This is a genomic window from Cellvibrio sp. (assembly GCF_053579595.1).
The window spans coordinates 1-23,093 of record NZ_JBRFPI010000019.1 but is presented as its reverse complement, the minus strand read 5'-3'; the positions used below and the strand labels follow the sequence as shown (position 1 = coordinate 23,093).

Sequence of the window (23,093 nt, the reverse complement as noted above, 5' to 3'; positions counted from 1 at the left end):
CTATACGGTCTGCTTCCTGTTCGTTCTGTCGGCTAAATGCAAGGGAAGCCTGTTGGGCGGCAGCCTGGGTCCCCATGATCGCGGCCATGCCTGCATCGCTATTGCTGTTGGCGGCCAATACCAAGCCTGCCAGCATACCGGCGAGCATCGGCATCATCATGTTCTTTTGCTGTTCGAGCCGGCGCGCATAGTGGCGCTGGCTCAGGTGCCCCAGTTCGTGGGTGAGTACGGCGGCTAACTGGTTTTCAGTCTTGGCGTACATTAGCAAGCCGGTGTGTACGCCAATAATATTCCCAGGTACCGCAAAGGCGTTAAGAGTGTTATTTTCGGCGACAACCAGGTCAATCCGCTTCTCATCCAGTTGGCTGTGGGGAATCAATCGGTTAAACAACTGTTCCAAATAGTCGATGATCAATGGGTCAGATGAGGTAGGTACCTGACTGCGATAGGCCCTGAGCCAGCGCTGCCCCAGCATCTTCTCTTGCGCCGGCGAAATCATGATCGAGCTGGTATCCCCTAAATTAGGGAGCTCCACCTCGGCGTGGCTCGCATAAGGGTTGGTGAATAAGCCACTCACTAGCAGGAATGCCAGGCCAACTGGGGCAAGCAGGCGTTGGTGGAGGGTAGAGATGCAGCGCTGAAACGACATTGGCACGGTACTGATTGACTCCTGCTGGAACCCGCCCGGATAGGTGCGGCGGCAAAAAAATAGGGCGTAACTCTAGCCTTTTTGACGCGTAAAGACTAGGTTAGCAACCTTTTATGACCATAAGCCTGATTGCCAGTTCTCCTCTGCGGAAATAAATACTCCCGATGGGCGTGGCAGGCTATAGAAAGATGTTCTTTGTGCTAGCTACTGGTAACAAGCCTTGAGTGAATCTATCGACTGCTTTACCCATCCTGTCGCGCGTGAATTGGATACCCGTGGTTTGCGCTGCCCGCTGCCACTGCTCAAGGCAAAACAGGCATTGCGCGATATGACAGCCGGCCAAGTGCTGCGAGTGCTGGCTACTGATGCCGGATCAGTGCGCGATTTTCAGGCTTATGCGCAGTTGAGCGGACAGGAATTGTTAGCCTTTGCTGAGTTGGATGCGGTCTATTGTTACCTGCTGAAGAGGTCTGGGTCTTAGCGCCAGCACGTGAAATTTTGATTAATCAGTATTAAGAGTTGCGTAACCACTTACGAGTTGCGTAATTACTGATGGCTAAGTGAGTTTGTTATGGTGAAATGGTGTTGCAGATTTAATCTGAATGCGTGTGCTCCCTGGCTAGCGGCGGTTGCGTGCCTGTTTGCCAGTCAATTGTTGTCGGCCCAAGGTAGTAGTGCAACGGGCCGTAATACGCAGGAGAACAGTGTTCAGCGCAGCGCAAATTCAATTTTCAATGCAACAATCGACCTCAATACCACTGCCGGTGTTATCAAAAGTGAAAATGATAAACGCAATTATCGTTATCTGGTGTTAGATAACCAACTGCGTGTTCTGCTTATCTCTGACCCCTCCACTGAAAAATCAGCTGCTGCATTAGATGTGAGTGTCGGCGCAAATCAAAACCCGGTTGATCGCGCGGGGCTTGCCCATCTCCTGGAGCATATGCTGTTCCTGGGGACGGAAAAGTATCCGCAGGCGGGTGAGTATCAGGAATTTATCTCCCGGCATGGCGGCAGTTTTAATGCCTATACAGCGGCAGAAAACACCAACTATTTTTTTGAAATCGATAACGATCAATTAGATCCTGCGTTGGATCGTTTTGCGCAATTTTTTGTGGCGCCGCTGTTTAGCGCTGAATATGTCGAGCGTGAGCGTAATGCAGTCAACTCAGAATATCTCGCCAAATTAAAAGATGACGGGCGCCGCGAATGGGATGTTTATCGCGAGCTAATGAATCCCCAGCATCCCAGTGCGAAATTTTCAGTAGGTAATTTAACCACTCTGGCTGACAGGGAAGAGCGTCCGGTACGCGAAGATATGATTGCGTTTTACCAGCAACATTATTCATCGCACTTGATGAGTTTGGTGGTGCTCGGGAGTGAAAATCTGGATACGTTGGAAACTGGTGTGCGCGCCCGGTTTGGAGCGGTACCCAAGCGCGATATTCATATTGCCGATAATTATCCCCCATTGTTTGATAAACAGCGTTTACCTACCAGTGTGGATATCAAGCCGGAAAAAGAACTGCGCCAGCTGACATTTAATTTTCCGATTCCCAATCCTGATCAGTTCTACGAAAAAAAACCATTTGCCTATATTGCCAATTTATTAGGGCATGAAGCAGAGGGTAGCTTGTTGTCGCTGTTAAAACGTTTGGGTTGGGCGGAAGCTATCTACGCCAACACTGGTTTACAGAGCCGTAAAGATGCCGTATTTCAACTCAGCATCCAATTAACACCACAGGGTGTGCGGGCGCGCAATCAAATAGTATCACTGGTATTTCACTGCATCGAGCAACTGCAACCGCGCGGCTTGTCTTCCTGGCGCTACAGCGAGTTGCAGCAGTTGGCCGATTTGGAATTCCGCTTTCAGGAAAAACGCTCGCCTATGCAAACGGTTAGCACATTGGCAGAGTCTATGAAAACCTATGCACCTAAAGATATTTTGCGTGGGGACTATGTTTACACTGCTTACGATGAAAGGCTAATCAAAAAAAGTTTGTCCTACTTAACGAGCGACAACCTTTTGCTGGTGTTGACAGCGCCCGATGTTGAACCTTACCGGGTATCGCCGCTTTATTCTGCCCCGTTTGTTGTGCGGGCGGGCATTCCTGAGCTGTTGGATTTGAAGCCGGCCGTGCGCAAAGAATTGTTTTTGCCCGAAAAAAATCTGTTTATCCCCAAGCGGTTGGCGGTGAAATCAGGATCAATGCTGGAGGAAACCGGCACGGCGGATATCAAGCCACAGTTAATTCTTGGCAATAAAAATATGCGTGTATGGTTCGCACAAGATCAACAGTTTATGCAACCGCGTGCGCTGATCAATTTGCGTATCAAGTCGCCCCTGGTTGCTGCCAGTGCAGAAGGTGCTGCGCAGGCACAATTGTTTGCTGCCTTGGTTTCTGATCAACTCAATGAATTTTCCTACCCTGCACGGCTTGCAGGGATAGATCACACCATCAGCGCCAATGTGCGTGGTTATGACTTGAGTATTTTTGGTTACTCCAGTCGTCAGGGATTGCTGATGAATAAAATGATGGAAGTGATGCGCACTAGCAAATTTAATGGTGAGCGGTTTGCGCTCCTCAAAGAAGATTTGCTCCGCACATGGCGCAATCAGAATAAAGACTTACCTTATCAGGTGCTCGCCAAACAACTGCCCGTACTGCAATCTGATCCTTACTCGAGTAATGCGCAGTTAATTGCGGCGCTGGAAAATAAAACACTGGAACAATTTGCGCAGTTTGCCAGTCGCCAGCTAATTGATGCAAAAATGGACGCACTTTTTTATGGGAATTATTTTCACGCGGAGGCATTAAAACTTGCGGTATTGGTTGAGCATGAATTATTAAATCGTCAGGCTGGACGCGAGCTTCCTTCTACAAAATTATTGCTGCTGCCCACGGGGTCGGAGAAGCCATGGCTTTATGTCCACCCAGTGGCACATGCCGATAATGTGGTTGAATTATTAATCCAGAACCCTTCAACATCAATTGATGATGCTGCACATATGATGCTCGTCAGGCAATTGCTGCAGCCGGCATTTTATAATCAACTGCGCACTGAAAAACAATTGGGTTATGTCGTGGCTGCCATAGCTGCGCCTCTACTCAATCTTGAAAATAGTTTGCTGGTGGTGCAGTCGCCCAGTATTACGGAAGAAAAAATTATACAGGAGATCGATCTTTTTTTAGATGAGCAACATGCGCAAATAGGTGAAGAATTTATTGTTAACCAGCAGTCGCTGATTAAAAAATTGCGTGAACCTGCGCGCTCACTCAAAGAGCAGGGCGAACGTTACTGGAGTGCGATCACAACTTTCGATAGTCATTTTTCGCGTCGTCTTGATCTTGCAAGTGCTGTTGCACGCATCACACCGGAGTCACTTGATAATTTTTATCGCGCAGTATTCATGGATAAAAACAGACGTCTCTGGTTAACCTCCGATGCCCCGGCAGAGCATGAAAACTTTTTTCTCGTCGATGATTTTTTGATTCATAAACAGCAAATGCAAAGCATTGCGCTGCCTTGATTTTTATGTGTTGCGAGATATATAAGCCTCCGCTCCAAGTTTGTTGATTTTTATGCTTTTATTTGGTGCATCCAAAAAGAAAATTATCATTCTTTTTACTGATTACTGCTTGGTGAATCGCAAAACTTTGGGTAATAATGCCAGCCCTATTGCGAACATGATTTTTTAATAGCGTAGTTATATTTAAAACGCTTGGTTCAGCGATTTGTGCACTAAAGTTGTGCCCCTCCGGAGTGTTACCAAATTGGCTAGGGCTGGTAAAAAATTCCCACTTATGCAAGAATTCGGGGATTTTTTACACAAGTAAAAGGAATATTCCTCCTGTAACTCCATGAAAATTCTGCACATTTTGAACAAGTGAGCGAATTTTGTGCGATGCCCAGATCCAAATTCCTGTATTAGATACTACTGCTACGTGATATGCGCCTGCGCGCATAGCTGAGGAGATTTGAATGCTACAAGATATTGATGCCATTGAAACAAAAGAGTGGCTGGACGCCCTTAAGTCAGTTGTTCGTCACGCCGGTAAAGACCGCGCTGCTGAGTTGTTGAAATCACTGTCTGAGTCCGCCGTTAACCATGGCATTGAACAGCCTTCATCTATTCGTACTCCCTATCGCAATACCATTCCTGTCGATAAAGAAGTTGATTATCCCGGCGATTTGAAAATGGAGCGCAAAATTCGCTCAATTATCCGCTGGAACGCTATGGCCATGGTGATGAAGGCCAATGACAACGATGAAGGCCTCGGTGGCCATATCGCCTCATTTGCCTCATCCGCCACCTTATATGATGTAGCTTTCAACAATTTCTTCCGTGGCAACGATGGAGATGTTCCCGGTGACCTTGTGTATTTTCAAGGGCACGTATCACCCGGTATGTATGCCCGCTCTTATGTAGAAGGGCGTTTAAACGAAACCCATTTGGATAACTTCCGCCGTGAAGTAAATGGCGGCGGTTTGTCATCCTATCCTCATCCATGGCTGATGCCTGATTACTGGCAATTCCCCACCGTATCGATGGGCTTGGGCCCTATCAAAGCTATCTATCAAGCACGCTTTAACCGCTATATGGAAGCACGTGGTTTAACTCCGGTCAGCGACCGTAAAGTCTGGGCATTTTTAGGTGATGGTGAGTGTGATGAGCCGGAAAGTCTGGGTGCTATCTCTCTCGCGGCGCGCGAGAAACTCGACAACCTGATTTTCGTGATCAACTGTAACTTGCAACGTTTGGACGGACCGGTACGCGGCAACGGCAAAATCGTGCAAGAACTTGAAGGTGTATTCCGTGGCGCTGGCTGGAACGTAGTTAAAGTTCTGTGGGGCGCTGGTTGGGATCGCTTGTTGGAAAAAGACAAAACCGGCTTATTGCAAAAGCGAATGGATGAAGTTGTCGATGGCGAAATGCAAAACTACAAAGCCAACGGTGGTGCTTACACCCGCGAGCACTTCTTTGGCAAATATCCGGAGCTGTTAGAGCTTGTGAGTGATATGAGCGATCAGGATATTCTGTATCTTGCACGCGGTGGTCACGATGTGAAGAAGGTGTATAACGCCTATCACAATGCGGTAAATACCAAAGGCGAGCCCACTGTTGTTCTTGCGCAAACCGTTAAAGGTTACGGCATGGGCTCATCGGGTGAAGCAATCAACAAAACTCACTCAGCCAAATCTCTGGCTGTGGAAGATCTGAAAAAATTCCGCGACCGTTTTGAGTTGCCGATCAAAGACGAAGAGTTGGAGGGTCTGCCGTACTATCGTCCGGAAGAAAATAGTCCGGAAATGCAATATATGCGCTCTCGTCGTCATACGTTGAAAGGGTATTTGCCGTCGCGTAAGGCTGACTTTGATCCCGTTGTTGCTCCAGCTCTGGATGCATTCGCCGCACAACTGAAGAGCACAGGGGAGCGTGAAATTTCCACCACCATGAGCTTTGTGCGGATTTTGTCTTCGCTGGTAAAAGACAAACAAATCGGCAAGCAAATTGTTCCGATCGTACCTGATGAAGCTCGTACCTTTGGTATGGAAGGTATGTTCAAAACTATCGGTATTTATTCATCCGAAGGTCAAAAATATACCCCGCATGATGCTGGTCAAATGATGTCTTACCACGAATCAGCCACTGGCCAGATTCTGGAAGAGGGTATTAACGAGGCGGGCTCTATGGCCTCGTGGATTGCTGCTGCAACAGCATACAGCAACTACCGTGTTCCAATGATTCCATTCTATATTTACTACTCAATGTTCGGTTTCCAGCGCATCGGTGACTTGGCATGGGCAGCGGGTGATTCACAAGCGCGTGGCTTTCTGTTGGGTGCTACCGCTGGTCGTACTACTCTGAACGGTGAAGGCTTACAGCATCAGGATGGTCACAGCCACGTCATGGCTAACACCATCCCTAATTGCCGCACTTATGATCCAACCTACGCTTACGAGCTTGCAGTGATCATTCAAGACGGTATCAAGCGTATGTATCAAGACAAAGAGAATATGTTCTATTACATCTCTTTGATGAATGAAAATTACCAGCATCCCGAAATGCCAGAAGGTTCTGAAGAGGGCATCATCAAAGGCATTTACCAATTAGAGAAAGGTGTTGGCAAAGCCAAAAACCGTGTTCAATTGATGGGTGCGGGTACTATTTTGCGTGAAGTGCGTTTTGCTGCAGAAATCCTGCGCAGTGATTTTGATGTTGAAGCAGATGTGTGGAGCGTAACCAGCGTGAACGAACTGACCCGTGATGGTCAACGTGCTACCCGTTGGAATATGTTGAACCCGACTGCTACACCGCGCAAACCCTATATTACCCAGGTACTCGAAGCGAACGACGGTCCATTTGTTATCGCTACTGACAACCTGAAAACCTACTCTGAACAGCTGCGCGCCTATATTCCTGGCTCATACACCGTTTTGGGTACAGAAGGTTTTGGTCGCAGTGATACCCGTACCCAGTTGCGCCATTTCTTCGAAGTAAACCGTTACTTCGTGGTGGTTGCCGCACTCAAATCTTTGGCAGACCAAGGCAAAATTAAAGCCGACGTGGTTGCCAAGGCCATTAAGAAATTTGGCATTGATCCGGAAAAAGCGGATCCAATGAGCGTATAAAACCGTCGCCCTCTCACAAAGAGGGCGATGTTGTTTGTATCCGTCCAAAACATTTATCAAATGTAGAAATAACTGATTAGCGAGGAACTACTACAGTGGCAATTCAAACTATTAAAGTGCCTGATATTGGCGGCGCAGAAGGCGTTGAAGTTATCGAAATCTCCGTAAAAGTGGGCGATGTGATCGCCGAAGGCGATTCGATTGTCGTGCTTGAAACCGACAAGGCTTCAATGGAGATCCCAGCCGATAAAGCAGGCAAGGTTGTCGCTATCAAAGTGAATTTGGGTGATAAGGTGTCGCAAGATGCAGTATTGCTGGAAGTAGAAGCTGAAGGCAGCGCCGCTGCTCCGGCACCGCAAGCTGCAGCTCCTGCAGGGGCAGCGCCCGCTGCTGCGCCAGCACCAGTCGCGGCGGCACCTGTGTCCGCAGCCGCTGCCGAAGTGCCGATGGTTGTTCCCGATATCGGCGGCGCTGAAGGCGTGGAAGTAATCGAAATTTCAGTAAAAGTGGGCGATGAAGTTGCCGCAGGCGATTCATTGATCGTATTGGAAACTGATAAAGCATCGATGGAAATTCCTGCAGAAGCAGCCGGTAAAATTGTGAGCCTCGCAGTAAAAGTGGGCGATAAACTTTCCCAGGGTTCAGTCATTGGCCTGTTGGCTACAACTGGCGGTGCCGCTGTCGCTGCGCCAGCTGCAGCACCTGCAAAAGCAGAAGCTGCACCAGCTGCGGCTGCACCCGCTCCTAAAGCTGAAGCACCAAAGGCGGCTCCTGCTCCGGTTGCTGATGTTGCACAAACCGGTGATGTTTACGCTGGTCCAGCTGTGCGTAAACTGGCTCGTCAACTCGGGGTTGATATGGGCAAAGTGGCTGGCACCGGCCCACGTGGTCGCTTGTTGAAAGACGATGTACGCGCTTACGTTAAACCTATCGTACAAGCAGCCCAATCCGGCGCATCTTTTGGTGGTTCAGGGATTCCGGCTTTGCCCGTTGTCGATTACTCCAAATTTGGTGAAATCGAAATTGTTAAAATGAGCAAGATCAAAAAACTGACTGCTGACGCTATGACCCGCAGTTGGTTGAATGTTCCGCGCATTACCCAGTTTGACGATGCTGACATCACTGATCTTGAAGCTTTCCGCAATAGCATGAAGGCCGAAGCAGAAAAACGCGGCAGCAAATTGACTCCATTACCTTTTATCGTGAAAGCCGTTGCTGCAGCACTGGTTGCTGAGCCATCATTCAATGTATCTGTACATCAGGATGGTGAAAGTATTGTGCACAAGAAATTTGTACACATTGGTATCGCGGTAGATACACCCAACGGTTTGTTGGTTCCTGTTGTGCGCAATGTTGATAAAAAAGGTTTGTTTGAACTGGCCGATGAAATCAATGTGCTCGCCAAAAAAGCACGTGATGGTAAATTGACTCCTGCAGAAATGCAGGGTGGTTGCTTCACTATTTCCAGCTTGGGTGCTATGGGCGGTAACGGTTTTACCCCAATGGTATCTGCACCTACCGAAGTGGGTATTCTGGGCGTATCCCGTGCGCAAATGAAGCCTGTGTGGAATGGTAAAGAGTTTATTCCGCGCAATATGCTGCCATTGTCATTGTCTTACGATCACCGTGCAGTAAATGGTGCAGATGCAGGTCGCTTTATGACTTATCTTGTATCGGTAATCGGTGACTTGCGTCGCTTGTTATTGTGATACTGTGCAGCTAAAAAAAGGCCAGCAATTGCTGGCCTTTTTTGTGTCTGATCCTTTTTGTTTCTAGCCTGTGTTGCTTTTCAAATCTTGCCCGTTACACTAGATAAAAAATTATATCGGCATCTATTCGGTCATTTGATTTCTCTGCTGAGTGATATAACGATGACCCATGTTAACAATATTCTGCGCCTTACGATGGTAGTGGTGTTTGCGGTATTAATTGGCTGTCAAACCATTACCCAATTTGATGACCCGACCAACACGTATACTCCTGAAACGACTTACCAAAAACTGATTGGTGAATATCCTTTTATTGATATTGCCAGTCGCGCTGTTCCTGAATCTGTGCAAGAAATTAAAAACATAACTTATGTTCGCTACGGTCAGCGCGCGTTGCAGTTGGATTTGTATCTACCTAAATCTGCAACAATTCGGCAAAAGCCGGGCATAGTGTTTGTTCATGGCGGTGGTTGGCGCGCGGGTTTCCGCACTAATTTCACACCTATGGCGATTGGTATGGCAGAGCGCGGTTATGTGGCGGCGACTATCAGTTATCGCTTATCACCAGAAGCGCAATATCCGGCAGCGATTCACGATGTGAAAGCCGCGATTCGCTGGCTGCGTAAGAATGCAAAAAAATACGGTGTGAATCCTCAACAGATCGCAGTGGGTGGCGGTTCGGCGGGTGGGCAGATTGCGAGTTTGACGGGTGTGACGAATGGATTGGAAAAATTTGATTCACACGCAAAAAAATCCTCTATATCAAGCGCCGTACAGGCGATCATCAACATCGATGGCTTATCTGATTTCACTTCAGAGGCGGCGCGTTTCCATGAAGATGATCCACGCAAAAATCCGTCATCGGCAGGTGCCTGGTTCGGTGGGCGCTACGCTGAAAAAACAGAATTGTGGCATGAGGCATCGCCACTGTTTTATGTGAATAAAGATACTCCGCCGATTTTATTTTTAATCAGTGCCCAAGCGAGATTTAGTGTAGGGCATAAAGAAATGATTGAGAAAATGAAACCGCTCGGAATTCCTTGTCAAGTTGCGCAGATTGCGGACTCTCCGCATTCTTTTTGGTTGTTTGATCCTTGGTTGAAACCTTCTGTAGATATAGTGGCGAGTTTTTTGGATCAGCAATTTAAAATAACGCGTAGCGATAATGCCCACTGATCGCATAGTCGAATAACATATCTTCAAGTTGCGGGCCTACGCCAATATTATGGACGATTAATGGTCGTAGGCCATCCGCAGAGTATTGATCGCTCACGATGCCAATGTGCGGTAGGTTGCCGGGCAACATCCAGGTGACCAAATCGCCCGCTTGATAATCTTGTGGCTTGCTGGAAACGACTAATTTTTTACCATGACGGGAAAAGAAGGTTTGCAGATTGGGCACGCGGCGATGATCGATATTGCTATCGGTTTTGGTTTGCCCCCAATTCTTTTTTGCGGGGTAGAGAGAAAAATTTCCGCGCATATCTTCGTGCACTAACTGTTGTAGGTCGATGCCGAGTTTGCGGTAAGCCCGAATAATCACATCAGTACATACGCCGTATTGTGCGGGTATGTCACCCATTGGGTAGGGGATGTTAAAGTAAGCCCCGTTATAAGTTACATTGTTCTGTGTTTGCGCAACTGCCGCTGTGACGAGTGTTTGAACCTTATTTGTCGTGCGGGAAATGTTTTCTGCACTGCTGTGTTGTGCAATCAAAATTACTAAGCTACTAACGAGCGCGTTAAATAATCTGCTCATTGCTCCTGTCCTTTTATTTTCCAGATTTAATGTCAGTCAATTGCGTTGCGTTGTGGTTTTCCAATACAGCAATTTTGCAAAAGGAGAAATGGTTTTTTCCAGCAACACGACGGTCATCAGCCCCAACAATACACCGCTGCCATTTGCCAGAATATCCATGCCGCTAAACGTGCGTGGTGGATTGAAATACTGGCCGATCTCAATCGCAATGGAGTAGGCAATTAAAAATGCGGCGCGTTGCCAAAGCGGCCAAGTTGGCCGAGCAAAACTAATAGAGATAGCCGCTACGCAGTAGCCGGCAAAATGCATCAATAAATCGTTGAAAACAGGAACGGAATTTTCGGGATGGGGTGTTAGGCCAAGATAGGTATAAATCGCTAGCAGGCTATAAAACTGTGCAATACACAACAAACGCCAAGGCATAATCATCTCTCCACAAAAGTTCAGGAGAGCATAACAGTTTGAGTTGTGTGGGGCGATTGCTGTCGTGTGTTGGGTTTATTTGACCAGTGCGACCAAAGGTTCTGCAGCGTAAAGATCTTGTGGCACATTGATATTAAAAAACGGATCGTATTCTTCTACAGAAAATTCTACTTCAACCAACTTTTGTTGTTTGATCCAGTCTTGCATGCGCGGTATGTCACCAGTTTGCAGTTGCTGTTCAATCTTGCTCAGTAGTGATGCATGCCAGAGCGCAAAAATTGGATGAGCACGATTTTTGGATGTCGCAACGGCAAGCTGTGCATGCTGTGTGGTAACCGCATCCAGTAATCTGGCAACGAGATCTGAAGGGAAGAAGGGTGTATCGGATGCAAAACTGGCCAACCATTCCGCATCGGGGTTGGTAGACTGCATCCAGGACAAACCTGCATGGACCCCGGCAAGTGGGCCGAGATTACCGGGGTAAATATCGGGAATGACTGGCAGACGGGTGCGTGCAAAACGCAAGCTATTGCCGTTGGCATTTAACAGCAGCGACGCAACCTGTGGTTGGGCGCGTTCAACAGTCCGTTGCAGTAAGGTTTTACCGGCAAGCGGCAGCAGGCATTTATCGCCGCCGCCCATGCGTTTGGCAAGTCCGCCGGCAAGGATAATACCGACAACGGATGGGGAATTACTCATAAGTATGTTTAGCTGAGTCAGGATTGTTTTCTGGAATTACGGCGCAACGCATTATGCTGTTTGGCGCGATAATCCTTGTTTTGGCTATGGTGTCTAGTGTAGCTGTTGGGCGGGCGCATCACCATGCTTTTTATGTGAAGGATTTGTCAGTGCGGGAAATTGCCCATGCAGCACTTATGCAAACGACAGGTTACCCGGTGTTGGAGTTGAGGCGATTGTCGTTCTTTCCCTCTCCCACATTTCTCTATAGGATTCGTCCCCTGTCCGTTTGGTAATGGACAAATCACGATAATCAATAAGGACTATGGACGATGCAGGCTTCCTCCCGACAATCTTTTTTATTTCAATCGCGCTGGTTTTGGTTGATTTTTTTAGCTGCCGCGCTTGTCGCCGGCATAGCAGCTATCAAGCTGATGTTTGGTGCAGCTCCGGGTTTGAATCTGGAGATCAATTTTTCACGCGAGCAAGCAGTTGCTGCCGCCAAGGCGTTGCAAAAGCGGCAATTCCCCGAACTCAATACAGATCGCACTGCGTCGGTTTTTGTCAGTGATCGTCATTTCCAAAACTATGTGGAGCTGGAGGCGGGCGGCGTAGATGCATTTCAGGCGCTGATGCCACAGTTGGATGCGGTCACTCACTACTGGAAAGTGCGCAGTTTCACCGCCAGGCAGGAGCAGGAATTAATAACCGCCTTTAGCCCTAAAGGCGAGCCGATTTCTTTTGCCTACAAAATTCCCGAACAAGAATCCGGTGCGGCACTGGAAGAAAATGCTGCGCGCGCGCTTGCTGAAACGGGCGCACGCCGGTTTATGGGGGAGCGCTTTGAGGCCTATAAAGCGCTGGAGACCAAGGCGATCAAACAAACCTCTGGCCGTACGGATTATAGCTTTACTTACGAGCATAAAACCCTGACGGCTGGTGAAGCGCGTTTCCGGCTCGAACTCAAGGTGGCGGGCGATAAACTGGTCGCCGTGGATACCTTTAAGCACATCCCCGATGCCTTCAATCAGCGCTTTGGCGAGATGCGTTCGCTCAATACCCAGATCAGTCAAATTGCCGGTTATTTGATGGCCGGTTTATTTGGTCTGGGTGGATTGGTTGGCGGCGGAATCTGGCTGTTTCGTCGCCATCAGTTGCAATGGGGGCGTGCACTTGGACCAGGATTGGTTGTGTCGGCAGGTTTGGCCGCGGCAATGCTGTGTAATTTGCCCATCGCCTGGATGGATTATCCAACCACCGCACCCGCACAAACGTTTTTGCTCCAACAATTAGCGCAAGCCGGCGCAGTGCTGGTCGGTTTCGGGTTATTACTCGCGATGATTTACGCTGTTGCTGAAGGTTTAACGCGCATGGCATTTGCGGATCATCCGCGCTTGTTTGATTTTTTTCGTCCGGTTGCCGCTAACTCACCTGAGATAGTAGGGCGGGTATTGGGGGCCTACGCCTGGACGGGATTGTTCCTGCTTTATGCAGTTGCCTTCTACTTGTTCAGCTCAAAAGTATTGGGATGGTGGCAACCGACGGATATCAATTCCGACCCCAATATCCTTGCCAGCTGGCGCCCGGCACTTGCCCCCATTTTTACTGCGTTGCAAGCAGGGACATGGGAAGAGTGTGTGTTCCGTGCAATTCCGTTGGCATTGGCTGTGCTGATCGGCAGTCACTTTCGTATCCGCAATAAATTGGTGATTGTCACCTTGATCTTACAGGCGCTGATATTCGCGGGCGCCCATGCCAACTATCCCAACTTGCCCGGCTACAGCCGTTTGATTGAATTATTTATTCCGGCCATCGCCTTCGGTTTGGTGTATCTGCGTTTTGGCTTGGTGATCTGCATGATCACGCACTTTGAATACGATCTGGTGTTGATGAGCATGCCGATTTTTACTGCGGATGATCCCGGCCTTTGGGTTGATCGAGTGCTGGTGATTCTGGCCGGCAGCGCCCCCTTGTTGGCTCTGCTATTTGCTCGCTTACGCAAAGGGCAGTTAGTACCTTTGGCGGATGAGTGGCGCAATGGTGTTCCGGTTGCGATTGTGCCGGAAGTCCCCGTTGTCGCAGTAGCAGAAAGCCATGGGACAGGTCCCGCTCTCGCGATCAAGCCGGCCTGGTTGGCGCTGATAGCGGTGGTGTCGGTTATTGCGATAGGTATAGTGGCGCTCAAGCCTCCCAAGTTGGATTGGCCTTCCTATCAGATTGATCGCGCGGGAGCGCAGGTGCGTGCGGGAGAGGAATTGGGCAAGCGGGGTATCGTTCTTGAGGGCGAATGGCGCCGCTCTATCACCACTCATGGCGGTTGGTCGCAGCCACTGGAGTTTGTTTGGCGCGAATCCGGGCCTGAACAGGTACAAGCGCTGATCGGCAAGTATCTGGATACTCCCTTCTGGGTAGTGACCTGGCGCAAGTTCGATGGCCCGGTGGAAAGTCGCTCCGAGCAATGGCAGGCCTGGTTGTATCCCGATGGCCGCTTGCACGAGCTGGTGCACAGCTTACCAGAGGGGGCAGAAGGGGCAAAGCTGACCCGCGAACAGGCGGTAAGCAAGGCGATGGAGTGGATTATCAGCAAGGGGTGGGGCGATCTTACTTCGCTGGAGGAAAAGTCAGTCGAAGAAACCCTGCGTCCGGCGCGCAGCGACTGGAAGGTTACTTATATCGATAAAACCGCCTACAACCACAATAACGGCCAAGCGGTAATTATTATCAAACTGGCCGGCGATGAAGTGACCAGCTATGTGCGTACTATCGATGTGCCCGAAGCCTGGACGCGCGCGGAAAGTGAAGATGACGCGCGCAGGCAACCGTTTAAAATCCTCTCCATGGTGGCGTTTTTGGCACTGTTTGGCTGCGCCACCATCACATTTTTCCGTAAACACAGCGGGCGCAAGTTCAGCCTAAAGGCCGCCTTGCCTTGGGTCGTGATTGCAGTAGTGGCCAATATTGCTGTTTCTTTGTTGTGGATCGATCAAGCCTTGGGAGCATTTCAAACGACTATGGGATGGTGGACGCAGATTGGCATGCTGTTGGTTGGTTTGGCAATTGGTTCCAGTGTTCTCGGTGTAATGGCATTTCTTGCAGCACAAGCTATACACGCAGAACGCCTGCGCGCCGATGCCAATATGAAGCGCGATTTTTTGGCGGCGAGTGTATTGGCTCTTGCGTTAACGGGCTTTCACTCTTTGAAGGAATTGGTATTACCTTCGGTCGCGGTGCCCGGCGCCTACTCTGCCGATTTCGCCACCTTCATACCCTGGTTAACCGCTATCCTGAATGGATTAAAAGGCGTCTTCCCTGCATTGATGCTCCTGATTCTGGCGCTGGGGTTGGTAAGGTTTGCCACCAAGCGCTGGCGTTGGACAGTGGTTATCTTGCTGACATTGATTTGGTGGATTGGTAGTGCTTTGGCTGCGCGGGAATTTGCGGTCACTTTAGGCGCACAATTAATTACGCTGATACAGCTGCTGCTAGTTATCGAATTGATCCGTCGCCAACAAATGGGCGTAGCAATCGCGGTCTTTGGTGTCAGCATTGCACTGCGGCAGTTGGGGGTGATGGAAGCGATTTATCCTTACGCCTGGTTGCATGGTGCGTTGAGTGCTGTGTGTTGCCTTGTCCTTGCTTATCTTTTGCTTAAGCACTGGTATCGTCAGGCGATACAATAGTAAGACGAACAATTGGGTCTTGTTGATTGAGTGATTAACAAGCACCCGCTTATGGAAAAGCACTGGTTCTCCAGTGCTTTTTCGTTTGCGCGAACCGTGCCTTTTATACAGGTGAGGATTAGACTGCGCAGCAATTCTGTATTTACCGGAGTTTCCCTATGGATTTAAAACTCGAAGACTTTCGCCGCGAATATACGCAAGGCGGATTGGAGCGCGACGATCTGGCAGATAACCCGCTCGAACAATTTGATCGCTGGATGCAGCAAACAATCCAATCCGGCATTCCCGACCCCAATGCTATGACCATTGCCACAGTGGATGCTACGGGGCAGCCATCCCAGCGTATCGTGTTGTTAAAACACCTCGACGAAAAAGGGTTTGTGTTTTACACCAACCTCAATAGCCGCAAAGCGCAAGAGCTAAAACAAAATCCGAAAATCAGTTTGCATTTCCCATGGTATCTGATGGAGCGGCAGGTAAAAGTCTGTGGAGTAGCTGAGCAATTATCGGCAACTGAAGTGATGAAATATTTTGTCTCGCGCCCACGCGATAGCCAGTTGGGTGCATGGGCATCGCAACAGAGTCGTCCGATCTCATCGCGCGCACTTTTGCTGCAGCAATTTGAATCCATGAAAAATAAATTCGCCAAAGGTGAAATTCCGGTACCGGACTTTTGGGGCGGTTTTCGCGTTAAGCCCCATCAAATTGAATTTTGGCAGGGCGGTGCGGCGCGCCTGCATGATCGTTTTCAATATAATTTGCAAGCAGATAATTCATGGCTCATTCAACGCTTGGAACCATGATGAAATTTATTGCGGTAAAAAAAACTGGTGGCATTGATCAGTTGGAATTGCAATCGATGCAAATTCCACAACCCAGCGCCGATGAGGTTTTAATTCGTGTCTATGCCGCTGGCATTAATCGCCCTGATATTTTGCAGCGTCAGGGTGCCTATCCACCTCCGGCCGATGCATCACCCATTTTGGGTTTGGAAGTGGGTGGAGAAATTATTCATTGTGGCGCAAACGTAAAACGCTGGAAACGAGGCGATAAGGTGTGCGCGTTAGTGAATGGGGGTGGCTATGCGGAATACGTTGTTGCGCCTGCCGCACAGTGTTTGCCGGTTCCGCAGGATTTTTCTTACGTACAGGCCGCAGCACTTCCCGAAACTTTTTTTACGTTATGGCACAATCTCTTTCAGCGCGCGCGGTTAACAGCAGGTGAAAGTCTGCTAATTCACGGAGGCTCAAGCGGTATAGGTACTACCGCGATTCAATTAGCGCGTGCATTCAACGTGCAAGTATTTGCTACTGCGGGATCAGCAGAAAAATGTGCGGCAATTAAAGCGCTGGGTGCTACGGCAATTCAGTATCGCGAGCAGGATTTTGTCAGCGTTATTAAAGAGCACACCCAAGGGCAGGGTGTGCATGTGATTCTGGATATGGTCGGTGGCGATTACATCCAACGCAATTTTTCTGCTGCTGCCAGAGACGGGCGCATAGTCAATATCGCATTCTTGCACGGCAGTAAAACCCAAGTGGATTTTATGCCGCTGATGCTCAAACGGTTAACCTTGACGGGTTCTACTTTGCGCGCTCAATCAGCACAAGCAAAGGCAGGAATTGCGCGTGAGCTGGAAGAAAATGTTTGGTCATTGCTAAACAATAAAACGATTCAACCAGTGATTGATTCGGTATTTTCTTTTGAGCAAGTTGCCGCCGCACATATGCGCATGGAATCGAATCAACATGTAGGGAAAATTATTCTCGATTTAACACTAAGTGATAATAAAGATGACTGATAAAGACCGCCGCCCCTTGGATGGCATTCGTGTAATCGAGGTGGGGCAATTACTCGCAGGTCCTTTTGCTGGTTGTATGCTCGCGTACTTCGGTGCGGAAGTGATAAAAATTGAACCGCCGGAAGGCGATCCTATCCGCGGATGGCGGGTATTGGAAAATGGTACGTCACACTGGTGGCGCAGTATCGGCCGCAATAAAAAAAGTATCACTCTGGATTTGAAAAAATCCGAAGGCCAAAAAATCGCGCGCCAATTAATTGATAGCGCTGATGTGGTGATTGAAAATTTTCGCCCGGGTGTGATGGAAGGCTGGGGGCTTGGTCCGGATGAAATTAAACAGTCGAATCCAAAATTAGTTTACGCACGCATTTCCGGTTACGGTCAAACCGGCCCTTACGCGAGCAAGCCGGGATTTGCTTCTGTATGCGAAGGCATGAGCGGTTTTCGCTACGTCAACGGCTTCCCCGACCAGGCGCCAGTGCGCCCTAATTTGAGTATTGGCGATACTATTTCTGGTATTCACGCTGCACTGGGCATTGCATTGGCGCTACTGGAGCGCGAGCGCAATGCTGATGGGGAAGGGCAGGTGGTCGATGTTGCACTCTATGAATCCATGTTTAATTTAATGGAAGCGGTAGTACCGGAATTCTCCGGTGCAGGTGTGATTCGTCAACCCTCTGGCACCACGGTCACCGGCATTGTGCCTACCAATACTTACCGCTGCAAAAATGGAAAATACGTGGTTATCGGCGGTAATGGTGATTCCATTTTCCAGCGTTTGATGGAAGTCGCCGGCCATCCCGAAATGGCGCATGATCCACGCATGGCGAATAATGCCGGGCGCGTTCAACACGAATTGGAAATTGATAATGCGCTGGCTGCCTGGTGTATGAGTAAAGATGCTGATGAGATTTTGCAACTGCTGGAACAAGCGCGTGTACCGGGCGGGCCAATCTACAACGTGCAGGACATGTTTGCTGACCCGCACTTTAACGCGCGCGGAATGTTTGAGCAGGTAGAAATCAATGGTAAGCCGTTACAGATTCCGGCGATACTGCCCAAGTTATCCGACACGCCAGGCCGCACTGACTGGCCGGGTGGTGACATTGGAAGCCATACACAAGAAATCTTGCAGTCAGTCTTGAATTTATCCCAAGCACAAATCGATGAATTAAAAACCACGGGCGTTATTTAAGGTAATCACTATGAAGTTGAAATCCGGTTTATATCGCCACTACAAAGGTAATGACTATTTTGTATTTCAGGTGGCGACCCACAGTGAAACCCGCGAGCCATTGGTGTTTTATCGCTGTTTGTATGGCGATTATTCCTGGTGGGTGCGCCCGCTGGATATGTTTCTCGAAACGGTTGAGTTGGCGGGTGAAACTATTCCGCGATTTCGCTTTGTGCGTGCATTAACGGAACAAGAGCTTGCTAATTACCTGGCGCCGCTCGTGGAAGTAAAAAAATCGTGAGCAACACCAAACAAGAACAGTCTCCCGAGCGGGAAATTATTTTTTCGACAGAGGACTCCCGCTGGATGAACTATGCCTTGCAGCTCGCGGAAAAAGGCGAAGCAATGGGTGAAGTGCCGGTCGGCGCCGTCATTGTGCAGGATGGGAACATTATTGGCGAAGGTTTTAACCAGCCGATTAGCAGTCATGACCCTACTGCGCACGCCGAAATTATCGCCCTGCGCCAAGCTGCAATGCAGGTGCAAAATTACCGCTTGGTCGGCTCGACTATCTACGTCACGCTTGAGCCCTGCACTATGTGTGTGGGTGCACTTATCCATGCGCGCATAGCGCGTTTAGTCTTCGGTACAACAGAACCCAAGGCGGGTGCTGTGATCAGTAAATCCAGATTGTTGGATAACAACTACTTCAATCACCGCATCGACTATGCTGGTGGCGTCTTGTTAGACCAGTGTCAACATCAACTCAGCCAGTTTTTTGCTCGTCGCCGGGAAGAAAAGCGCTCTCAAAAATCCCTATCGTCACCTGAGTAACTGATCCCTCCATAGTTCGTCCCGCCGCAAGAATTTTTATAGATAAAAAATGGGTTTCAGTTTTTTCTGGTAACTCGTCAGATTTTATTGTCATTTGGTCTATGTATTTGATTTTCAATCGTTATTTTTATGTTCACCCTAATACTGGCGTCAATTACATTGTTTTTGTGAGCTATATACAGGTTTTATATGTGAAATTATTAAGTAATAGACTGGAAAACTATTTTCAATTTGATATACAATTTAAAAACAATAAGAAAATTATTTTCAAAAACAAAAAACACTGTTTTAGTTATAAGTAATAAGCGCCGCATGGAACAAACAGGCGCAAACAACCACACCAGCCGCCAAGAGAACGAGAGACCCGGGTATTACCTACTGCAATTGTCCGCAGTGGTTATGCTTTTCTTCCTGTTACCCAGTTGTTCGATGTTATGCCGTTCAGATCTGCCAGGGCACGGATTTATTTCTGTTTATGCCTGGTAGCTGCGCATCTTCGTGGGTATTGGTTTCCAGAATTACAACAAAAGGCGCAGACGACTATGTTAAAAACCCTGATTGTTTATGCCCATTTATTGGCAGCCTGTGTGGCTATCGGTGTCTTATTGATTCAGGACATGGCACTGGCCAAAACCAAAGGCAGGAGCCTCTCAGCTGGCATCGTTAAGGAGTTGATTCAGTCGGCAAGCGTTATGTTCTTTGCCTTGATTGTGTTGTGGATTTCCGGGTTGGCATTGGTATTGGTTGGATATTTGGAGAATCCCCAACAGTACCTGATGAATGAAAAACTGTGGGCCAAGTTCACGGTAGTAAGCATCCTGACCCTGAATGGAATTGCCCTCCATTATTTTAGTTTCCCCCGCGTGACCTCTGCCCAAGGGCTGCTGGGCCTGCCCTCTCTGGAGCAAGTACTGGTGGTATTGACTGGTGCGATTTCATCAGTTTCATGGCTGTTTTCTTGCTATCTCGGTATTGCCCGCCCTTGGAATTACACCGCTGATTATGGGTTTGTAATGTCGATTTATGCCTTGCTATTAGTGGGTGCCTGCATTGTTGCAGGTGAGGTGCTGCGCAGTATGCGCAAGGCCAGTTGCGAGCCACCTACGCTGACTGAGCGGATGCCGCTCAACGTTTCGCGCGAGTTTGAATAAGAATTTTCCCGGCTTCCCGGCCGGGGTTTGACCCTATGACGATGTACAAATAACCGTCATATCACACGCTGTAGCTCTAGCCCTGACTCAATGATTCAGAGCCATAACAACAAAAACGTACAAGCAGTTTTATCACCGTTGTTAATCCCTGCCGATATCAATCGGCACACATTTCCGAGGAAGACACTATGAGTAGCTTTAAAGCCTCAGTGGTTAACCCTCGCTTAACTGGTGCCTTACGGCGTTCCTGTTATGCGATAGGTTTATCGCTGGCTCTATCCACGCTGTCCACCCAAGCCTTTGCCGCTTGCCAATACACAGTCACTGGCCAATGGAGCAATGGTTTTACCGGATCGGTCAAAATCACTAACGACACCGCTACTGCAACTAATGGTTGGAGTCTCAGCTGGCAATACACTGGCGATAATCGCATCAGTGGTAGCTACGATGTGAGTATGAGTGGCACCAATCCCTATACCGCCAAAAATGCGGGTTGGAACGGCACTATCCAGCCCAACCAAAGTGTGACGTTTGGTTTTCAGGGCAGTAAAGGTGCAGCGGCAGCAGAAGTACCTGTGTTGACCGGCACCTTGTGTGGCAATGCAACCAGCTCAGCAGTCAGTTCGTCTCGCTCTAGTGTGGCAAGTTCCATTGCCTCCAGCTCTATTTCATCCAGCTCGATTGCACCCAGCAGTTCATCCCGCTCCAGCCTGGTAAGTTCCAGTGCGCCCAGCAGCCGCTCCAGTATGCCGAGTTCTTCGTCCGCATCTTCGGTCGATGGCGGTGGCTGGTCATTGAACTCCACGGATTCTTACTTGAATTTTGTCACCACCAAAAACACCCACAATGTAGAAGCACATAACTTTACTGGGTTGAGTGGTGAGATTAATCCAGCCGGCATTGCGACCTTGACGATTGACCTGAATTCGGTGAATACCGGTGTGGCACTGCGCGACCAGCGTATGCGCGACCTCTTATTCGAAACAGCTAATTATCCAACGGCGACTGTCACCATGTCCGTTCCTGCCAGTGTTATCGGAGGGCTTGCGGTAGGCCAGTCCAGCCAAAACGACATCACCGCCAGTCTGAATTTGCATGGTGTGACCGCTAATGTCACCACCCGAGTATTGGTACAGAAACTCTCGTCCACCCGCGTGTTGGTACAGAGCCTCGCCCCGGTATTGACGAAAGCGGATACATACTCCCTGACCAACGGTGTAGAAGCCCTGCGCGCGGCGGTAGGCATTGCCTCCATTAACGCCTCGGTGCCGGTGGACTTTGCGCTCGTCTTTGACGCCCGTTAATTGGATGGAGCATAGGAACCTATCATGAAAAAATTATTGAAAATGTCGATGTTAGCTACTGGCGCCATCTGGAGCGCCATGGCCACATCCAGTGCGTTTGCACAAGGCGCTTGCAGCGTGGCCTACCAAACTGAAAACAACTGGGGCGCCGGTGCCCAGTACAAAGTGACTCTTACCAATACTGGTGCCGCCAAAACGAACTGGGAGCTTTGCTGGAGTTTTGCAGCTAGTGAAACGGTTTCCAGCCTGTGGGAGGGGACTTACACCCAGACTGGCAAAAATGTTTGTGTGAAAAATGTGGGTTACAACGGCAATCTACCAGCCAACGGCTCAGTCGTCTTTGGCCTTATTGTGGCCAATCCAGGCGCAGTCCCTGCTGCTTACACACTGAACGGCGCTGCGTGTGGCGGTGCGGCGAGTAGTGCTGGCAGTAGTAGTGTTGCCAGTAGCACTGCCAGTAGCCTGGCATCGAGCAGCTCCAGCTCAATAGCGGTTACCGCTGCGCGCTGGTTGTTGGATGCGCCCAAATCGACGTTCCATTTCGTGTCGGTGAAGAAGGCGATATCGGGCGTTGAAACTCCGGAAAACCTCACTTTCAGCCAACTGCAAGGAACCGTGTCGTCGACTGGTCAGGCGACCCTGACTATCCCCTTGGCAAGTATCAGCACTAACAACACGGTGCGCGATCCCCGTATGCAAAACCTGCTGTTTGAATCGGCTTACTTACCGAGCTTGCATTTCACTAGCCAGCTCGATTTAGCGGCTCTGGATGCCCTGGCTGTCGGTAGCACGCGCGTACAGTCGGTGACTGGCAATCTGGTACTGCATGGTGTAACCAAGGCTATCAGCTTTGACGCATTGGTCGTGAAGCACGCCAGCAACAGCGTCAGTTTTTCGCCGCGTAAACCCGTCATTATCAACAGTGTGGATTTTGACTTGAATGCCGGTGTGGAAGCTTTGCGGGCAATTGCGGGTTTGAGCAACATCGGTGAAAAAGTACCCGTGTATTTCAAAGTGTTCCTCAGCCGCGATAACCCCACCAACGTGCCAGCGATTAGCTTGGCTGCCGCGCCCAATACGCCGCTCAACCTGACCGGCTCCGTGGGTTTTACCGGTACAGCCAGCTTGAACTGGGCGGATGTTAGTGCCAACGAAAGTGGCTTCTTAGTGCGCCGCAAAGGTGCGGATGGCCGCTGGGCAACTGCTACCAATGCTGCTGCAAACAGCGTTGGTTATCAGGATGCATTAACAGCCTCTGGTAGCTATGACTATAAAGTCATCAGCTACACCGACAG

At 49.2% G+C, this 23,093-nt stretch carries 18 protein-coding genes; 14 read left to right on the top strand and 4 right to left on the bottom strand.

Features of this window, described 5'->3' with window-relative positions; translation table 11 throughout:
- The coding region (locus ACWA6V_RS02330) for a M48 family metalloprotease (RefSeq protein WP_449520997.1) at nucleotides 1–649 on the bottom strand (649 nt) is incomplete at its 3' end.
- Nucleotides 650–869: 220 nt separating this feature from the next.
- Here ACWA6V_RS02330 and ACWA6V_RS02325 point away from each other — a divergent pair.
- The 5 genes from ACWA6V_RS02325 (at nucleotide 870) to ACWA6V_RS02305 (ending at nucleotide 10,170) form a co-directional block, all read left to right on the top strand.
- A complete protein-coding gene (locus ACWA6V_RS02325) occupies nucleotides 870–1,130 on the top strand; it encodes a sulfurtransferase TusA family protein (RefSeq protein WP_449520995.1) in 261 nt (86 codons plus the stop codon).
- 90 nt (nucleotides 1,131–1,220) lie between these two features.
- Nucleotides 1,221–4,181 carry an insulinase family protein gene (locus tag ACWA6V_RS02320; RefSeq protein ID WP_449520994.1) on the top strand — a complete coding sequence of 987 codons (2,961 nt, stop codon included), beginning with the start codon at nucleotides 1,221–1,223 and terminating at the stop codon, nucleotides 4,179–4,181.
- A gap of 452 nt (nucleotides 4,182–4,633) precedes the next feature.
- The gene (aceE, locus tag ACWA6V_RS02315) at nucleotides 4,634–7,285 is read left to right on the top strand and encodes a pyruvate dehydrogenase (acetyl-transferring), homodimeric type (RefSeq protein WP_449520993.1); all 2,652 of its coding nucleotides are present in this window, start codon (nucleotides 4,634–4,636) and stop codon (nucleotides 7,283–7,285) included.
- 95 nt (nucleotides 7,286–7,380) lie between these two features.
- Entirely contained in the window at nucleotides 7,381–8,994 is a 1,614-nt protein-coding gene (gene aceF / locus ACWA6V_RS02310) for a dihydrolipoyllysine-residue acetyltransferase (protein ID WP_449520992.1), read from the top strand.
- A 162-nt stretch (nucleotides 8,995–9,156) separates the two neighbouring features.
- The gene (locus tag ACWA6V_RS02305) at nucleotides 9,157–10,170 is read left to right on the top strand and encodes an alpha/beta hydrolase fold domain-containing protein (RefSeq protein ID WP_449520991.1); all 1,014 of its coding nucleotides are present in this window, start codon (nucleotides 9,157–9,159) and stop codon (nucleotides 10,168–10,170) included.
- On the opposite strand, the gene ACWA6V_RS02300 is transcribed toward ACWA6V_RS02305, so the two are convergent.
- From ACWA6V_RS02300 to mobA, 3 genes are all read right to left on the bottom strand, one after another.
- The gene (locus tag ACWA6V_RS02300) at nucleotides 10,139–10,753 is read right to left on the bottom strand and encodes a DUF1287 domain-containing protein (protein WP_449520990.1); all 615 of its coding nucleotides are present in this window, start codon (nucleotides 10,751–10,753) and stop codon (nucleotides 10,139–10,141) included. The genes ACWA6V_RS02305 and ACWA6V_RS02300 overlap by 32 nt on opposite strands.
- 36 nt (nucleotides 10,754–10,789) lie before the next feature.
- Nucleotides 10,790–11,176, bottom strand: a complete 387-nt coding sequence (locus ACWA6V_RS02295; RefSeq protein ID WP_449520989.1) for a VanZ family protein — start codon at nucleotides 11,174–11,176, stop codon at nucleotides 10,790–10,792.
- Nucleotides 11,177–11,251: 75 nt separating this feature from the next.
- A complete protein-coding gene (gene mobA, locus ACWA6V_RS02290) occupies nucleotides 11,252–11,875 on the bottom strand; it encodes a molybdenum cofactor guanylyltransferase MobA (protein ID WP_449520988.1) in 624 nt (207 codons plus the stop codon).
- Between the two features lie 311 nt (nucleotides 11,876–12,186).
- Here mobA and ACWA6V_RS02285 point away from each other — a divergent pair, with 311 nt between their 5' ends.
- From ACWA6V_RS02285 to ACWA6V_RS02245, 9 genes are all read left to right on the top strand, one after another.
- Nucleotides 12,187–15,534, top strand: coding sequence for a CPBP family intramembrane glutamic endopeptidase (locus ACWA6V_RS02285; RefSeq protein WP_449520987.1), 3,348 nt, complete (start codon nucleotides 12,187–12,189; stop codon nucleotides 15,532–15,534).
- Between the two features lie 158 nt (nucleotides 15,535–15,692).
- The gene (gene pdxH, locus ACWA6V_RS02280) at nucleotides 15,693–16,337 is read left to right on the top strand and encodes a pyridoxamine 5'-phosphate oxidase (protein ID WP_449520986.1); all 645 of its coding nucleotides are present in this window, start codon (nucleotides 15,693–15,695) and stop codon (nucleotides 16,335–16,337) included.
- Nucleotides 16,337–17,335 carry an NAD(P)H-quinone oxidoreductase gene (locus ACWA6V_RS02275; RefSeq protein ID WP_449520996.1) on the top strand — a complete coding sequence of 333 codons (999 nt, stop codon included), beginning with the start codon at nucleotides 16,337–16,339 and terminating at the stop codon, nucleotides 17,333–17,335. Before pdxH ends, ACWA6V_RS02275 begins: the two co-directional genes overlap by 1 nt.
- Complete coding sequence (locus tag ACWA6V_RS02270) at nucleotides 17,328–18,530, top strand: CaiB/BaiF CoA transferase family protein (protein WP_449520985.1); 1,203 nt, start codon at nucleotides 17,328–17,330, stop codon at nucleotides 18,528–18,530. Before ACWA6V_RS02275 ends, ACWA6V_RS02270 begins: the two co-directional genes overlap by 8 nt.
- 10 nt (nucleotides 18,531–18,540) lie before the next feature.
- On the top strand, nucleotides 18,541–18,810 hold the full coding sequence (locus ACWA6V_RS02265) for a DUF1653 domain-containing protein (RefSeq protein ID WP_310071728.1): 270 nt from the start codon (nucleotides 18,541–18,543) through the stop codon (nucleotides 18,808–18,810).
- A complete protein-coding gene (gene tadA / locus ACWA6V_RS02260) occupies nucleotides 18,807–19,343 on the top strand; it encodes a tRNA adenosine(34) deaminase TadA (RefSeq protein WP_449520984.1) in 537 nt (178 codons plus the stop codon). The genes ACWA6V_RS02265 and tadA overlap by 4 nt, the downstream gene beginning before the upstream one ends.
- A gap of 542 nt (nucleotides 19,344–19,885) precedes the next feature.
- Entirely contained in the window at nucleotides 19,886–20,494 is a 609-nt protein-coding gene (locus tag ACWA6V_RS02255; protein ID WP_449520983.1) for a DUF2214 domain-containing protein, read from the top strand.
- Nucleotides 20,495–20,682: 188 nt separating this feature from the next.
- Nucleotides 20,683–21,798 (top strand): cellulose binding domain-containing protein, encoded by a 1,116-nt coding sequence (locus ACWA6V_RS02250; protein ID WP_449520982.1) that lies wholly within the window; start codon nucleotides 20,683–20,685, stop codon nucleotides 21,796–21,798.
- Nucleotides 21,799–21,822: 24 nt separating this feature from the next.
- On the top strand, nucleotides 21,823–23,093 hold a 1,271-nt coding region (locus ACWA6V_RS02245; RefSeq protein ID WP_449520981.1), incomplete at its 3' end, for a cellulose binding domain-containing protein.

Coding starts and splice junctions, on each gene's coding strand:
- ACWA6V_RS02320 (WP_449520994.1), top strand. CDS start 1,221: ATGGTGAAATGGTGTTGCAGATTTAATCTGAATGCGTGTGCTCCCTGG.
- aceE (WP_449520993.1), top strand. CDS start 4,634: ATGCTACAAGATATTGATGCCATTGAAACAAAAGAGTGGCTGGACGCC.
- ACWA6V_RS02305 (WP_449520991.1), top strand. CDS start 9,157: ATGACCCATGTTAACAATATTCTGCGCCTTACGATGGTAGTGGTGTTT.
- ACWA6V_RS02300 (WP_449520990.1), bottom strand. CDS start 10,753: ATGAGCAGATTATTTAACGCGCTCGTTAGTAGCTTAGTAATTTTGATT.
- ACWA6V_RS02295 (WP_449520989.1), bottom strand. CDS start 11,176: ATGCCTTGGCGTTTGTTGTGTATTGCACAGTTTTATAGCCTGCTAGCG.
- mobA (WP_449520988.1), bottom strand. CDS start 11,875: ATGAGTAATTCCCCATCCGTTGTCGGTATTATCCTTGCCGGCGGACTT.
- ACWA6V_RS02285 (WP_449520987.1), top strand. CDS start 12,187: ATGCAGGCTTCCTCCCGACAATCTTTTTTATTTCAATCGCGCTGGTTT.
- pdxH (WP_449520986.1), top strand. CDS start 15,693: ATGGATTTAAAACTCGAAGACTTTCGCCGCGAATATACGCAAGGCGGA.
- ACWA6V_RS02275 (WP_449520996.1), top strand. CDS start 16,337: ATGAAATTTATTGCGGTAAAAAAAACTGGTGGCATTGATCAGTTGGAA.
- ACWA6V_RS02270 (WP_449520985.1), top strand. CDS start 17,328: ATGACTGATAAAGACCGCCGCCCCTTGGATGGCATTCGTGTAATCGAG.
- ACWA6V_RS02265 (WP_310071728.1), top strand. CDS start 18,541: ATGAAGTTGAAATCCGGTTTATATCGCCACTACAAAGGTAATGACTAT.
- ACWA6V_RS02255 (WP_449520983.1), top strand. CDS start 19,886: ATGTTAAAAACCCTGATTGTTTATGCCCATTTATTGGCAGCCTGTGTG.
- ACWA6V_RS02250 (WP_449520982.1), top strand. CDS start 20,683: ATGAGTAGCTTTAAAGCCTCAGTGGTTAACCCTCGCTTAACTGGTGCC.